The following is a 15409-nucleotide window of genomic DNA, read 5'->3' on the forward strand; positions in this document are numbered from 1 at the left end:
TCGGCTTGTCGTAGATATGGTTACTGACTTGGTCAGTTCTATCCACAACCTCAAAACGGTGTTTTGAGCAGTCTGTGCCTAGCTTTCTAGTTTGCTCTTTGATTTTCATTGAGTATTAGAACAGAAAAATACTTGGAATATTTGTTTGTTTATTTTTATATAACAAACTATAAACACAACAAAAGTATAAAAAAAGACAAAAATCAACAGAAAACTATTGACAACGATTACATATAGTGTTATACTTATAGCATAAAGTTAATAGAAAGAAGGGAAAACCTTATGGGATTAGATCATTTCTTTGACAAAAACCTTGTGTTTTGCTTAGAAGCGGATAATCAAGAACATCTCTTTGATCAGGTTGCTACTTTATTGGAGGAACGAGAAATCGTGACTCCAACTTATCGTGAAGCCTTGATCACGCGTGAAAAGTCATTTCCAACTGGCTTAGATATGGAATTTTTGGGTAAGGATTTGCCGAATGTGGCTATTCCTCATACAGATATTGTTCATAATCTAGCTGAAAAAGTTGTGGTCGTTCGATTAGAGAAACCTGTGACCTTCCACAATATGATTGCACCGGATAAGGAAGTAGAAGTATCCTTGCTCTTCTTTATCATCAATAACTCTAGTTCAAGTCAAACGAACATTCTTGCTCAGTTGATGGACTTTTTCACAGGAAATGGACATCTTGAAGACCTATCAAAAATTTCCGAACCAGAAAAACTTTATGCTTACATTGCTGAAGCAACCGCTTAATCTTGTCTATTAAAAAATAAAATCGGAGGAAATCTAAATGATTAAAATTCTTGCTGCCTGCGGTGCAGGTGTTAACTCAAGTCACCAAATTAAAAGTGCTCTAGAAGAAGAACTTTCAAACCGTGGTTATGATGTTCACTGTGATGCAGTCATGGTGAAAGATGTAAACGAAGACCTTATGAAAGGTTACGATATCTTTACACCAATCGCTGCAACAGACCTTGGTTTTGAACCAGGTATCCCAGTTATCGAAGCTGGACCAATCTTATTCCGTATCCCAGCAATGAGCGCTCCAGTATTTGACAATATTGAAGCAGCTATTAAAGAACACGGATTAAGCTAATTCTAATTTGTTAACATTCATATAACATAAAAAAGGGAGGAACTGTTATGGATGCAATCTTTGACCTAATCGGAAAGGTTTTCAATCCCATCTTAGAAATGGGTGGACCTGTCATCATGTTAATCATTTTGACAGTATTGGCTTTACTTTTTGGAGTGAAATTCTCCAAAGCGCTTGAAGGTGGTATCAAACTTGCCATCGCTCTTACAGGTATCGGTGCTATCATCGGTATGCTAAATGGTGCTTTCTCAGCATCACTTGCAAAATTCGTTGAAAACACTGGTATCCAATTGAGTATTACCGACGTTGGTTGGGCACCACTTGCAACAATCACTTGGGGTTCTGCTTGGACACTTTACTTCTTGCTCATCATGTTGATTGTCAACGTAGTGATGCTTGCTATGAAGAAAACCGATACACTTGATGTCGATATCTTTGATATCTGGCACTTGTCTATCACAGGTCTCTTGATTAAATGGTATGCTGATAACAATGGTGTGAGTCAAGGGGTTTCACTCTTGATTGCTACAGCAGCTATCGTTCTTGTCGGTGTGTTGAAAATTATCAACTCTGACTTGATGAAACCTACATTTGATGACCTTCTTAACGCCCCAAGTTCATCACCAATGACATCAACTCACATGAACTACATGATGAACCCAGTTATCATGGTTTTGGATAAGATTTTTGAAAAATTCTTCCCAGGCCTTGATAAATATGACTTTGATGCTGCTAAATTGAACAAGAAAATCGGTTTCTGGGGATCTAAATTCTTCATCGGTTTCATCCTTGGTATCGTTATCGGTATTATGGGAACTCCACATCCAATTGCAGGTGTTGCAGATGCAGATAAATGGCGTCTTGTTATCAAAGGATGGTTGTCTCTTGGTTTGACTGCCGGTGTATCTTTGGAACTCTTCTCACTTATCGGTTCATGGTTCATCGCAGCCGTAGAACCACTATCACAAGGTATTACAAACGTTGCTACTAAACGTCTTCAAGGACGTAAATTCAATATCGGTCTTGACTGGCCATTCATCGCTGGTCGTGCTGAAATCTGGGCTTGTGCCAACGTACTTGCACCAATCATGTTGATTGAAGCAGTGCTTCTTTCAAAAGTTGGAAATGGTATCTTGCCACTTGCAGGTATCATCGCTATGGGTGTTACTCCAGCTCTCTTGGTTGTAACGCGTGGTAAATTGCTCCGTATGATTATCTTCGGAACACTCTTGTTGCCACTCTTCCTTCTTTCAGGTACACTTATTGCGCCATTTGCAACAGAACTTGCTAAAGGTGTAGGTGCCTTCCCAGAAGGTGTGAGCCAAACTCAATTGATTACTCACTCTACTCTTGAAGGACCAATCGAAAAACTTCTTGGTTGGACAATTGGTAACACTACAACTGGTGATATCAAAGCAATTCTTGGTGCAGTAGTCTTCCTTGTATTCTATATCGGTATCTTTGCTTGGTACAGAAAACAAATGATTAAACGTAACGAAGAGTACGCAGCAAAAGCAAAATAATGCGCTCCTATAAAATGTAAATTGTTGAAACTAGGTTGTCATACTGTTTAGGAGTGACAGCCTAGGTTTTTTATAAACTATCAAGAAATCGGAGAAAATAATGGTAATTGAATTATACTCAATGAAAATCAAAGAGCAAACTAGGAAGCTAGCCGCAGGTTGCTCAAAACACTGTTTTGAGGTTGTAGATGAAACTGACGAAGTCAGCTCAAAACATGGTTTTGAGGTTGTAGATGAAACTGACGAAGTCAGTAACCATACATACGGCAAGGCGACGCTGACGAAGTTTGAATTGGATTTTCACAGAGTGTAAATTGTTGAAACTAGGTTGTCATACAATGTATACCACTTGGGCTTTGGCAGTAGCTAACTGCACTAAATATAATATAAGGAGGGTTTTATGGGGAAAGGCCATTGGAATCGGAAAAGAGTTTATAGCATTCGTAAGTTTGCTGTGGGAGCTTGCTCAGTAATGATTGGGACTTGTGCAGTTCTATTAGGAGGAAATATAGCTGGAGAATCTGTAGTTTATGCGGATGAAATACTTATTACTCATACTGCTGAGAAACCTAAAGAGGAAAAAACGATAGTAGAAGAAAAGGCTGATAAAGCTTTGGAAACTAAAAATGTAGTTGAAAGGACAGAACAAAGTGAATCTAGTTCAACTGAGGCTATTGCATCTGAGAAGAAAGAAGATGAAGCCGTAACTCCAAAAGAGGAAAAAGTGTCTGCTAAACCGGAAGAAAAAGCTCCAAGGATAGAATCACAAGCTTCAAGTCAAGAAAAATCGCTTAGGGAAGATGCTAAAGCTGTAACAAATGAAGAAGTGAATCAAATGATTGAAGACAGGAAAGTGGATTTTAATCAAAATTGGCACTTTAAACTCAATGCAAATTCTAAGGAAGTCATTAAAGCGGATGCAGATGTATCTACGTGGAAAAAATTGGATTTACCGTATGACTGGAGTATTTTTAACGATTTCGATCATGAATCTCCTGCACAAAATGAAGGTGGACAGCTTAACGGTGGGGAAGCTTGGTATCGCAAGACTTTCAAACTAGATGAAAAAGACCTCAAGAAAAATGTTCGCCTTACTTTTGATGGCGTCTACATGGATTCTCAAGTTTATGTCAATGGTCAGTTAGTGGGGCATTATCCAAATGGTTATAACCAATTTTCATATGATATCACTAACTATTTGAACAAAGATGGTCGTGGGAATGTGATTGCTGTCCATGCAGTCAACAAACAGCCAAGTAGCCGTTGGTATTCAGGAAGTGGTATCTATCGTGATGTGACTTTACAAGTGACAGATAAGGTGCATGTTGAGAAAAATGGGACAACTATTTTAACACCAAAACTTGAAGAACAACAACATGGCAAGGTTGAAACTCATGTGACCAGCAAAATCGTCAATACGGACGACAAAGACCATGAACTTGTAGCAGAATATCAAATCGTTGAACGTGGTGGTCAGGCTGTGACAGGTCTAGTACGTACAGAGAGTCGTACCTTAAAAGCACATGAATCAACAAGCCTAGATGCGATTTTAGAAGTTGAAAGACCAAAACTCTGGACCGTTTTAAATGACAAACCTGCCTTGTACGAATTGATTACGCGTGTTTACCGTGACGGTCAATTGGTTGATGCTAAGAAGGATTTGTTTGGTTACCGTTACTATCACTGGACTCCAAATGAAGGTTTCTCTTTGAATGGTGAACGTATTAAATTCCATGGAGTATCCTTGCACCACGACCATGGGGCGCTTGGAGCAGAAGAAAACTATAAAGCAGAATACCGTCGTCTCAAACAAATGAAGGAGATGGGAGTTAACTCCATCCGTACAACCCACAACCCTGCTAGTGAGCAAACCTTGCAAATCGCAGCAGAACTAGGTTTACTCGTTCAGGAAGAGGCCTTTGATACTTGGTATGGTGGCAAGAAACCTTATGACTATGGACGTTTCTTTGAAAAAGATGCCACTCACCCAGAAGCTCGAAAAGGTGAAAAATGGTCTGATTTTGACCTACGTACCATGGTCGAAAGAGGCAAAAACAACCCTGCTATCTTCATGTGGTCAATTGGTAATGAAATAGGTGAAGCTAATGGTGATGCCCACTCTTTAGCAACTGTTAAACGTTTGGTCAAGGTTATCAAGGATGTTGATAAGACTCGCTATGTTACCATGGGAGCAGATAAATTCCGTTTCGGTAATGGTAGCGGAGGGCATGAGAAAATTGCTGATGAACTCGATGCTGTTGGATTTAACTATTCTGAAGATAATTACAAAGCCCTTAGAGCTAAGCATCCAAAATGGTTGATTTATGGATCAGAAACATCTTCAGCTACCCGTACACGTGGAAGTTACTATCGCCCTGAACGTGAATTGAAACATAGCAATGGACCTGAGCGTCATTATGAACAGTCTGACTATGGGAATGATCGTGTGGGTTGGGGGAAAACAGCAACCGCTTCATGGACTTTTGACCGTGACAACGCTGGCTATGCTGGACAGTTTATCTGGACAGGTACGGACTATATTGGTGAACCTACACCATGGCACAACCAAAATCAAACTCCTGTTAAGAGCTCTTACTTTGGTATCGTAGATACAGCCGGCATTCCAAAACATGACTTCTATCTCTACCAAAGCCAATGGGTTTCTGTTAAGAAGAAACCGATGGTACACCTTCTTCCTCACTGGAACTGGGAAAACAAAGAATTAGCATCCAAAGTAGCTGACTCAGAAGGTAAGATTCCAGTTCGTGCTTATTCGAATGCTTCTAGTGTAGAATTGTTCTTGAATGGAAAATCTCTTGGTCTTAAGACCTTCAACAAAAAACAAACCAGCGATGGTCGTACCTACCAAGAAGGTGCGAATGCTAAGGAACTCTATCTTGAGTGGAAGGTTGCTTACCAACCAGGTACCTTGGAAGCTGTAGCTCGCGATGAAGCTGGAAAAGAAATTGCACGTGACAAGATTACCACTGCAGGGCAACCAGCAGGAGTTCGCCTCGTCAAGGAAGAACACGCCATCGCCGCAGATGGAAAAGACTTGACTTACATCTACTACGAAATCGTAGACAGTGAAGGAAATGTTGTACCAACTGCCAATAATTTGGTTCGTTTCCAATTGCATGGACAAGGTCAACTAGTCGGTGTCGATAATGGGGAACAAGCCAGCCGAGAACGCTATAAGGCGCAAGCAGATGGTTCATGGATTCGTAGAGCCTTTAACGGTAAAGGGGTTGCCATCGTTAAATCAACTGAACAAGCAGGTAAATTCACTCTGACTGCCCACTCAGATCTCTTGAAATCGGACCAAGTTACCGTCTTTACTGGTAAGAAAGAAGGACAAGAGAAGACTGTTTTGGGGACAGAAGTAGCAAGAGTTCGTACATTAATTGGTAAAGAACCAAAAATGCCGAAAACAGTAGGTTTTGTATACAGCGACGGTAGTCGTGAAAAACTTCCAGTAACTTGGTCTCAAGTCGATGTTAGTCAAGCAGGAGTTGTGACTGTTAAAGGTACAGCAAATGGACGTGAGGTAGAGGCTCATGTCGAGGTTCTAGCAATTGCGAAAGAATTACCAACAGTTAAACGTATTGCTCCAAATACTAACTTGAATTCTGTAGACAAATCTGTTTCCTATGTTTTGACCGATGGAAGTGTACAAGAGTATGAAGTGGACAAGTGGGAGATTGCCGAAGAAGATAAAGTTAAGTTAGCAATTCCAGGTTCTCGTATTCAAGCGACCGGTTATTTAGAAGGTCAACCAATTCATGCAACCCTTGTGGTAGAAGAAGGAAATGCTGCAGCACCTGTAGTGCCAACTGTTACTGTTGGAGGTGAAGCAGTAACAGGTCTTACTAGTCGACAACCAATGCAATATCGTACTCTATCTTATGGTGCCCAATTGCCAGAAGTCACAGCAAGTGCTGAAAATGCTGATGTGACAGTTCTTCAAGCAAGCGCAGCAAACGACATGCGTGCGAGCATATTTGTTCAGCCTAAAGATGGTGGCCCTCTTCAAACCTATGCAATTCAATTCCTAGAAGAAGCACCAAAAATTGCTCACTTGAGCTTGCAAGTGGAAAAAGCTGACAGTCTCAAAGAAGACCAAACTGTCAAATTGTCGGTTCGAGCTCACTATCAAGATGGAACGCAAGCTGTATTACCAGCTGATAAAGTAACCTTCTCTACAAGTGGTGAAGGGGAAGTCGCAATTCGTAAAGGAATGCTTGAGTTACATAAGCCAGGAGCAGTCACTCTCAAAGCGGAATATGAGGGAGCTAAAGGCCAAGTTGATCTCACTATCCAGGCCAATACTGAGAAGAAGATTGCGCAATCTATCCGTCCAGTAAATGTAGTGACAGATTTACACCAAGAACCTACTCTTCCGTCAACAGTAACGGTTGAGTATGACAAAGGTTTCCCTAAAGCTCACAAAGTCACTTGGCAAGCTATTCCGAAAGAAAAACTAGACTCCTATCAAACCTTTGAAGTACTAGGTAAAGTTGAAGGAATTGACCTTGAAGCGCGTGCAAGAGTCTCTGTAGAAGGTATCGTTTCAGTTGAAGAAGTCAGTGTGACAACTCCAATCGCAGAAGCACCACAATTACCAGAAAGCGTTCGGACATATGATTCAAATGGTCACGTTTCATCAGCTAAGGTTGCATGGGATGCGATTCGTCCAGAGCAATACGCTAAGGAAGGTGTCTTTACAGTTAATGGTCGCTTAGAAGGTACGCGATTAACAACTAAACTTCATGTTCGCGTATCTGCTCAAACTGAGCAAGGTGCAAACATTTCTGACCAATGGACCGGTTCAGAATTGCCACTTGCCTTTGCTTCAGATTCAAATCCAAGCGACCCAGTTTCAAATGTTAATGACAAGCTCATTTCCTACAATAACCAACCAGCCAATCGTTGGACAAACTGGAATCGTAGTAATCCAGAAGCTTCAGTCGGTGTTCTGTTTGGAGATTCAGGTATCTTGAGCAAACGCTCCGTTGATAATCTAAGTGTCGGATTCCACGAAGACCATGGAGTTGGTGCACCGAAGTCTTATGTGATTGAGTATTATGTTGGTAAGACTGTCCCAACAGCTCCTAAAAACCCTAGTTTTGTTGGTAATGAGGACCATGTCTTTAATGATTCTGCCAACTGGAAACCAGTTACTAATCTAAAAGCCCCTGCTCAACTCAAGGCTGGAGAAATGAACCACTTTAGCTTTGATAAAGTTGAAACCTATGCTATTCGTATTCGCATGGTTAAAGCAGATAACAAGCGTGGAACGTCTATCACAGAGGTACAAATCTTTGCGAAACAAGTTGCGGCAGCCAAACAAGGACAAACAAGAATCCAAGTTGACGGCAAAGACTTAGCAAACTTCAACCCTGATTTGACAGGCTACTACCTTGAGTCTGTAGATGGAAAAGTTCCGGCAGTCACAGCAAGTGTTAGCAACAATGGTCTCGCTACCGTCGTTCCAAGCGTTCGTGAAGGTGAGCCAGTTCGTGTCATCGCGAAAGCTGAAAATGGCGACATCTTAGGAGAATACCGTCTGCACTTCACTAAGGATAAGAACTTACTTTCTCATAAACCAGTTGCTGCGGTTAAACAAGCTCGCTTGGTACAAGTAGGTCAAGCACTTGAATTGCCGACTAAGGTTCCAGTTTACTTCACAGGTAAAGACGGCTACGAAACAAAAGACTTGTCAGTTGAATGGGAAGAAGTTCCAGCAGAAAATCTGACAAAAGCAGGTCAATTTACCGTTCGAGGCCATGTTCTTGGTAGTGATCTTGTTGCTGAGTTCACTGTACGAGTGACAGACAAGCTAGGCGAAGCTCTTTCAGATAACCCAGAGTATGATGAAAACAGTAACCAGGCCTTTGCTTCAGCCACTAACGATATTGATAGAAACTCCCATGACCGTGTGGATTATCTCAATGACGGAGTTCATTCAGAAAATCGTCGTTGGACAAACTGGTCTGCAAGACCGTCTACCAATCCAGAAGTATCAGCAGGCGTAATCTTCCGTGAAAATGGTAAGATTGTAGAACGGACTGTTGCACAAGGAAAAGTTCAGTTCTTTGTAGATAGTGGTACAGATGCACCATCTAAACTTGTTTTGGAACGTTATGTCGGCCCAGACTTTGAAGTGCCTATCTACTATTCAAACTACCAAGCCTACGAATCTGGACATCCATTTAACAATCCAGAAAATTGGGAAGCTGTGCCTTATCGTGCGGATAAAGACATTGCAGCTGGTGATGAAATCAACGTAACATTTAAAGCTATCAAAGCCAAAGCTATGAGATGGCGTATGGAGCGTAAAGCAGATAAGAGCGGTGTTGCGATGATTGAGCTGACCTTCTTTGCACCAAGCGAATTGCCTCAAGAAAGCACTCAATCGAAGATTCTTGTAGATGGAAAAGAACTTGCTGATTTCGCTGAAGATCGTCAAGACTACCAAATCACCTATAAAGGTCAACGGCCAAAAGTCTCAGTTGAAGAAAACAATCAAGTAGCTTCGACTGTGGTAGATAGTGGAGAAGATAGTCTTCCAGTACTTGTTCGCCTCGTTTCAGAAAGTGGAAAACAAGTCAAGGAATACCGTATCCAGTTGACTAAGGAAAAACCAGTTTCTGAGAAGACAGTTGCTGCTGTACAAGAAGATTTTCCAAAACTCGAATTTGTTGAAAAAGATTTGGCATACAAGACAGTTGAGAAAAAAGATTCAACACTGTATCTAGGTGAAACTCGTGTAGAACAAGAAGGAAAAACTGGTAAAGAACGTATCTTTACAGCGATTAATCCTGATGGAAGTAAGGAAGAAAAACTCCGTGAAGTGGTAGAAGCTCCGACAGACCGCATCATCTTGGTTGGAACCAAACCAGTAGCTCAAGAAGCTAAAAAACCACAAGTGTCAGAAAAAGCAGATACAAAACCAATTGATTCAAGTGAAGCTAGTCAAACTAATAAAGCCCAGTTACCAAATACAGGTAGTGCGGCAAGCCAAGCAGCAGTAGCAGCAGGTTTAGCTCTTCTAGGTTTGAGTGCAGGATTAGTAGTTACTAAAGGTAAAAAAGAAGACTAGAAATTTTGATACCTTCTTTATCATTAAAGACCAAAGAAAAACTCTTGTCCTAAATAGAAGATAAAGAGCCTGAGACAAAATAGTTCTCAACCACAAAAAAGCTAGATATTTCCAATTGCGGAACTCTAGCTTTTTAATTTTGAGTCGTTCTCTTATTGTATAGTAGATTGAAACTAGAATAGTACACTTCTACTTCTAAAACATTGTTAGAAATCAATTTGACTGTCCTTATCGATTTGTCCTGTTCTTATTTCATTTCACTATGTTTTAGGAGGTTATTGGCCATAAGTACCAATCCCATGTCAATTCTCACTTGACGCATCCCTCTCAGATTACATCTCTTGTAACCCAAACAAGCCTTTATCTGCCCAAAGACAGGTTCCACATCAATCTTGCGTTGAGCGAAAATCTGTCTACCTTGGGGAGATAAAAGCGCCTGACATTCTTTAACTTTCAAGTTTTGATAGCCTTCGTTCATATACAGTCCCTTTTGAGGGGCTGATTCAGGTTCGTCGGCGTAGTAAACCTTGATTTCCTGTTGCAAGTCTGTCTGTGTTTTCTGATGTTTGATATGGTGAAAACGATAGCACCAGCCATCAGGATGTGTGTAGCTATCCTCCTTGTTATCATAGTGCCAATTCGCTAAGTTTCTAGCTGACTGTTTATACCCTCTCTTTTGTTCCTTGTCAAACATGGCATATTTAATCAGAAGGGGAGTGATTTCTTCTTGAAAATAGACCTGTATCTGTTCTTGAAGTTTGGCGGAGAATTTCTCTGTCGTTTTCTTCCACACAAAACTATACTTGTTGGCATTGGCTTCAATCTTAGTTCCGTCAATAAACAAACAATCTAAGGTCACTAACTCTTCCATTTTTCAATTTTTCGACCAGAGAAAATCCCTTGTGAATAGGCAAATAGAAGAGTAGATACAAGCATTTTAGGGTGATAAGACGGGCGACCAAAGGCATGATAGAAGGCGTAGAAGTGACGTTCCTCCAAGGTATTCACCACTTTTTCAATAGTAAAGACGAGATGGTCTTGTGGTAAGAAGGAACTGATTTCTAGTGGTAAAGTTGTTTGATTTGTGTTATAGTGAATATGCATGGGATAGTCTTTCTAAATGGTTTATTAAGCAATTCTATTTTACCAAGACTATCGTAACCATGCAAAAAAGCAACGGCAAATCCGTTGCCTTTTTGGATATAAGAGACTATTGTCCCAGACTCTTTTCTTTGTATAAAATTGTATAGTGTTATTGTCTATACTATTTTGTAGAGAAAGCAAAAATCCCTAGAAAATGCTTAGGGATTCGACTATTTCATTAAGAACAATTCAACAATCATTTCTATATACATGATAAGGGTTAATAAGAATCCTGCACGCCAGAAGAATTTGATGAATTTAGGATAGTAAAAGCTGCGTTTTTTTAAAAGGAAGAAAAAGACGAGAATAATGGCTAGGAACGAGAGGGCTAGCCCCAGTCTAGGGAGGAAATTATGGGTAAAGGTTTTAGCTGTAATCAAGTAATACTCAAATACCAAGACTGGAAAAGCCAAATCCGCAAAGTTTCGTCCTAGTTTTTTTAATCTAAAAAGTTTGGTTAGGATAATGCAGACGACTAAGGTCAGTATCAATAATAAAATAGATGCTAATTTCATTAAAATCATACCCATATTGTATCATAAAAAAAAGGCTAATGGAAACGAGAAACAGAGGAATTTACAGGAAAGTCAGGCTTTTGAGATTGTGGGTGATTTTTGTTATAATGAAAGTTATAAAATCTTATAATACCTTGAATGATTATTATCGAAAACTCTTTGGAGAAAAGACTTTTAAAGTCCCTATTGATGCGGGATTTGACTGTCCCAATCGTGATGGAACTGTGGCTCATGGAGGCTGTACTTTTTGTACGGTTTCAGGTTCTGGAGATACTATTGTAGCCCCAGATGCGCCTATCCGTGAGCAATTTTATAAGGAAATTGACTTTATGCACCGTAAGTGGCCAGATGTTCAGAAGTATCTGGTTTATTTTCAAAATTTTACCAACACCCATGAAAAGGTGGAAGTTATTCGAGAGCGTTATGAACAGGCTATCAATGAGCCAGGTGTGGTAGGAATCAATATTGGAACGCGCCCAGACTGTTTACCAGACGAAACCATCGAATATTTGGCTGAGTTATCGGAGCGCATGCATGTGACGGTTGAATTGGGCTTGCAGACTACTTATGAAGCAACCTCTGACCTGATTAACCGTGCGCATTCTTATGAATTGTAGGTGGAAACGGTCAAGCGTTTGAGAAAGTATCCCAAGATTGAGATTGTTTCTCATTTGATCAATGGTTTGCCTGGTGAAACCCATGAGATGATGGTTGAAAATGTCCGCCGTTGTGTCACGAATAACGATATTCAAGGGATTAAACTGCATTTGCTCCATCTTATGACAAATACTCGTATGCAAGGAGATTATCACGAGGGACGTTTACAATTGATGAGTCAGGACGAATATGTCAGGGTCATCTGTGACCAACTGGAAATCATTCCCAAACATATCGTCATCCATCGAATCACAGGAGATGCACCTAGGGATATGCTGATTGGGCTTATGTGGAGCCTCAATAAATGGGAAGCTCTCAACAGCATTGAGATGGAGATGCGACGTCGTGGAAGTGTTCAAGGATGCAAGGCTGTAAAACAGGAGTTTGAAAATGAAAAGACCACTTGAGATGGCACATGATTTTTTGGCTGAGGTCGTGACAAAAGAGGATGTCGTAGTGGATGCGACTATGGGAAATGGTCATGACACGCTTTTTTTAGCTAAGCTAGCCAAGCAAGTCTATGCCTTTGATATTCAGAAGCAAGCCTTGGAAAAGACCCAAGAGCGTTTGCATCAGGCTGGCTTGACAAATGCCCAGTTAATCTTGCAAGGCCATGAGACACTGGACCAGTTTGTGGCAAAAGCTAAGGCAGGGATTTTTAATTTGGGCTATTTGCCGTCAGCTGATAAGTCTGTCATCACCCGACCGCAGACAACGATTGAGGCATTAGAAAAGCTATGTGGCTTACTTGTCAAAGGTGGACGAATTGCTATTATGATTTACTATGGTCATGAAGGAGGCGACCTCGAGAGAGATGCTGTCTTGGATTTTGTGATCCAGTTGAACCAACAAGAGTACACAGCTGCCATTTACCGAACTTTAAACCAAGTCAATAACCCACCGTTTTTAGTGATGATTGAAAAATTAGAGAGATACAGACATGGATAAACAATACCTACACGAAAAGCTGGATGCCATGCGCCAGAATTTTGTTGAATCAACCCACCACGAACGAGCGGTGGGCGTGCTAGACCAAGCGCATATGAGCAAAAAAATGCTTAAAATCAAGAAAAAATTAGTTGCTCTTGAAATGGAACGGTGCCAGAGAAAAATTGAGCACAAAGACTGTTCCAAGATTGACCAAAAAATCAAAGAGCAGAAGGAGATATTTGAATCCTGTTGTAAAAAAGATTAAGGAGGACGTGCGTGGAATTACTGATTTACCTCATCCTATTTTTACTGGTTTTGATTGTCTCAAGTACAACCAATAAGCTCCTGCCCTTTTTGCCTCTCCCTTTGGTGCAAATTCTTTTGGGAATTGTGATTGGTCTCTTTTTACCCAATACTGACTTTCACCTTAATACGGAGTTGTTTTTGGCACTGGTTATCGGACCCTTGCTTTTCCGAGAGGCTGAAGAAGCAGATGTTACGGCTATTTTAAAACACTGGCGAATCATTGTTTATCTCATATTTCCAGTGATTTTTATCTCGACCCTGAGTTTGGGTGGCTTGGCCCATCTTCTTTGGTTCAGCCTTCCCTTGGCAGCTTGCTTGGCTGTTGGGGCAGCCCTTGGTCCTACGGACTTGGTGGCCTTTGCCTCTCTTTCGGAGCGTTTTAGCTTTCCTAAGCGCGTGTCCAATATCCTTAAGGGCGAAGGACTCTTGAATGATGCTTCTGGTTTGGTGGCTTTTCAGGTAGCTTTGACAGCTTGGACAACTGGAGCTTTTTCTCTGGGGCAAGCTAGCAGTTCGCTTATCTTTTCAATCCTAGGCGGTTTTTTAATTGGCTTTTTAACAGCCATGACTAATCGTTTCCTGCATAGCTTCTTGCTAAGTGTGCGAGCAACGGATATTGCTAGTGAGCTCCTTCTGGAATTGAGTTTACCCTTGGTAACCTTCTTCCTGGCAGAAGAAGTCCACGTTTCAGGGATTATTGCCGTCGTAGTTGCTGGGATTTTAAAGGCGAGTCGCTTCAAGAAAATCACGCTCCTCGAAGCCCAAGTGGATACGGTAACCGAGACAGTTTGGCATACAGTGAATTTTATGCTCAACGGTTCTGTCTTTGTGATTTTAGGAATGGAGTTGGAAATGATAGCAGAGCCTATCTTGACCAATCCAATCTATAATCCCTTGCTCTTGCTGGCATCTCTTGTCACCCTTACCTTTGTCCTCTTTGCTATTCGTTTTGTCATGATCTATGGCTATTTTGCCTATAGGACTAGACGTCTCAAGAAAAAGCTAAATAAGTATATGAAGGACATGCTTCTCTTGACCTTCTCAGGTGTCAAGGGAACGGTGTCGATTGCTACGATTCTCTTGATACCAAGTAATTTAGAACAGGAGTATCCTCTCTTACTTTTCCTTGTCGCAGGTGTGACGCTTGTAAGCTTTTTAACAGGTCTCTTGGTTCTGCCTTATCTTTCTGATGAAGAGGAAGAAAGCAAGGACTATCTCATGCATATCGCCATTTTGAATGAAGTAACGCTGGAGTTGGAAAAAGAGTTGGAAGACACCAGAAATAAACTTCCCCTCTATGCGGCTATTGACAATTACCATGGACGTATTGAAAATCTCATTTTAAGCCAAGAAAACCAGGATGATCAAGAAGACTGGGCTGCTTTGAAACTCTTGATTCTTAGTATTGAAAGTGATGGATTGGAACAGGCCTATGAAGAGGGGAACATTAGCAATCGTGCTTACCGAGTTTACCAACGTTATCTGAAAAATATAGAACGAGGAATCAATCGTAAGTTTGCGTCACGATTGACCTATTATTTCCTTGTTTCTTTGCGGATTTTACGTTTTCTCCTTCATGAAGTTTTTACTCTCGGGAGGACTTTCCGTAGCTGGAAGGACAAGGAGCAAAGCCGTCTCCGTGCTCTTGATTATGACCAAATTGCAGAGCTCTATCTTGCCAATACAGAGATGATTATTGAAAGTTTGGAAAACCTGAAGGGAGTCTATAGACGCTCTTTGATTAGTTTTATGCAGGAGTCTCGTCTTCGAGAAACAGCTATTATCAGCAGTGGTGCCTTTGTCGAACGGGTTATCAATCGCGTTAAGCCTAACAATATCGATGAAATGCTGAGGGGCTATTATCTGGAGCGCAAGTTGATTTTCGAATACGAAGAAAAACGATTGATTACGACCAAGTATGCCAAGAAGTTACGACAAAATGTCAATAACTTAGAGAACTATTCCTTGAAGGAAGCTGCCAATACCCTGCCGTATGATATGGTGGAATTGGTAAGAAGAAATTAGTTAATACTCTTCGAAAATCTCTTCAAACCACGTCAGCGTCGCCTTGGATTATATATGTGACTGACTTCGTCAGTTTCATCTACAACCTCAAAGCAGGGCTTTGAGC

Annotated in this window: 11 protein-coding genes and 1 pseudogene; 9 read left to right on the top strand and 3 right to left on the bottom strand. The window is 40.9% G+C overall.

Annotation, left to right across the window (positions count from 1 at the left end; translation table 11 throughout):
• Positions 1-282 precede the first annotated feature (282 nt).
• The 5 genes from HT723_RS01450 to bgaA all read left to right on the top strand — a co-directional run bounded on the left by HT723_RS01450 (position 283) and on the right by bgaA (position 9727).
• On the top strand, positions 283-759 hold the full coding sequence (locus HT723_RS01450) for a PTS sugar transporter subunit IIA (RefSeq protein ID WP_000521975.1): 477 nt from the start codon (positions 283-285) through the stop codon (positions 757-759).
• Positions 760-796: 37 nt separating this feature from the next.
• A complete protein-coding gene (locus tag HT723_RS01455) occupies positions 797-1102 on the top strand; it encodes a PTS sugar transporter subunit IIB (RefSeq protein ID WP_000590563.1) in 306 nt (101 codons plus the stop codon).
• 47 nt (positions 1103-1149) lie between these two features.
• Positions 1150-2625: a PTS galactitol transporter subunit IIC gene (locus HT723_RS01460; RefSeq protein ID WP_000338724.1), complete on the top strand. Its 1476-nt coding sequence runs from the start codon at positions 1150-1152 to the stop codon at positions 2623-2625.
• A gap of 100 nt (positions 2626-2725) precedes the next feature.
• Entirely contained in the window at positions 2726-2938 is a 213-nt protein-coding gene (locus HT723_RS11405; RefSeq protein ID WP_240154932.1) for a hypothetical protein, read from the top strand.
• Positions 2939-3025: 87 nt separating this feature from the next.
• Complete coding sequence (bgaA, locus tag HT723_RS01470) at positions 3026-9727, top strand: LPXTG-anchored adhesin/beta-galactosidase BgaA (RefSeq protein WP_172934492.1); 6702 nt, start codon at positions 3026-3028, stop codon at positions 9725-9727.
• A gap of 247 nt (positions 9728-9974) precedes the next feature.
• On the opposite strand, the gene HT723_RS11410 is transcribed toward bgaA, so the two are convergent.
• From HT723_RS11410 to HT723_RS01480, 3 genes are all read right to left on the bottom strand, one after another.
• Positions 9975-10421 (bottom strand): transposase, encoded by a 447-nt coding sequence (locus HT723_RS11410; protein WP_230531984.1) that lies wholly within the window; start codon positions 10419-10421, stop codon positions 9975-9977.
• 164 nt (positions 10422-10585) lie between these two features.
• Positions 10586-10831: a transposase gene (locus HT723_RS11875; RefSeq protein WP_001813683.1), complete on the bottom strand. Its 246-nt coding sequence runs from the start codon at positions 10829-10831 to the stop codon at positions 10586-10588.
• 209 nt (positions 10832-11040) lie between these two features.
• Complete coding sequence (locus tag HT723_RS01480) at positions 11041-11400, bottom strand: DUF3397 domain-containing protein (RefSeq protein ID WP_000525405.1); 360 nt, start codon at positions 11398-11400, stop codon at positions 11041-11043.
• A gap of 92 nt (positions 11401-11492) precedes the next feature.
• Here HT723_RS01480 and HT723_RS11420 point away from each other — a divergent pair.
• From HT723_RS11420 to HT723_RS01505, 4 genes and pseudogenes are all read left to right on the top strand, one after another.
• Positions 11493-12449 (top strand): annotated as a pseudogene (locus HT723_RS11420) (TIGR01212 family radical SAM protein).
• The gene (locus HT723_RS01495) at positions 12433-12990 is read left to right on the top strand and encodes a class I SAM-dependent methyltransferase (RefSeq protein ID WP_050223119.1); all 558 of its coding nucleotides are present in this window, start codon (positions 12433-12435) and stop codon (positions 12988-12990) included. Before HT723_RS11420 ends, HT723_RS01495 begins: the two are co-directional and overlap by 17 nt.
• Positions 12983-13237 (top strand): hypothetical protein, encoded by a 255-nt coding sequence (locus HT723_RS01500; protein ID WP_000361073.1) that lies wholly within the window; start codon positions 12983-12985, stop codon positions 13235-13237. The genes HT723_RS01495 and HT723_RS01500 overlap by 8 nt, the downstream gene beginning before the upstream one ends.
• A gap of 11 nt (positions 13238-13248) precedes the next feature.
• Positions 13249-15303, top strand: coding sequence for a sodium:proton antiporter (locus tag HT723_RS01505; RefSeq protein ID WP_138704537.1), 2055 nt, complete (start codon positions 13249-13251; stop codon positions 15301-15303).
• Positions 15304-15409 lie beyond the last annotated feature (106 nt).

The organism is Streptococcus sp. 2106, assembly GCF_013277315.1.
Lineage (GTDB): Bacteria > Bacillota > Bacilli > Lactobacillales > Streptococcaceae > Streptococcus > Streptococcus pseudopneumoniae.

Excerpts from the sequence above, each read along its gene's own strand:
- HT723_RS01450 (WP_000521975.1), top strand. The coding sequence starts at position 283 with ATGGGATTAGATCATTTCTTTGACAAAAACCTTGTGTTTTGCTTAGAA.
- HT723_RS01455 (WP_000590563.1), top strand. The coding sequence starts at position 797 with ATGATTAAAATTCTTGCTGCCTGCGGTGCAGGTGTTAACTCAAGTCAC.
- HT723_RS01460 (WP_000338724.1), top strand. The coding sequence starts at position 1,150 with ATGGATGCAATCTTTGACCTAATCGGAAAGGTTTTCAATCCCATCTTA.
- HT723_RS11405 (WP_240154932.1), top strand. The coding sequence starts at position 2,726 with ATGGTAATTGAATTATACTCAATGAAAATCAAAGAGCAAACTAGGAAG.
- bgaA (WP_172934492.1), top strand. The coding sequence starts at position 3,026 with ATGGGGAAAGGCCATTGGAATCGGAAAAGAGTTTATAGCATTCGTAAG.
- HT723_RS11410 (WP_230531984.1), bottom strand. The coding sequence starts at position 10,421 with ATGTTTGACAAGGAACAAAAGAGAGGGTATAAACAGTCAGCTAGAAAC.
- HT723_RS11875 (WP_001813683.1), bottom strand. The coding sequence starts at position 10,831 with ATGCATATTCACTATAACACAAATCAAACAACTTTACCACTAGAAATC.
- HT723_RS01480 (WP_000525405.1), bottom strand. The coding sequence starts at position 11,400 with ATGGGTATGATTTTAATGAAATTAGCATCTATTTTATTATTGATACTG.
- HT723_RS01495 (WP_050223119.1), top strand. The coding sequence starts at position 12,433 with ATGAAAAGACCACTTGAGATGGCACATGATTTTTTGGCTGAGGTCGTG.
- HT723_RS01500 (WP_000361073.1), top strand. The coding sequence starts at position 12,983 with ATGGATAAACAATACCTACACGAAAAGCTGGATGCCATGCGCCAGAAT.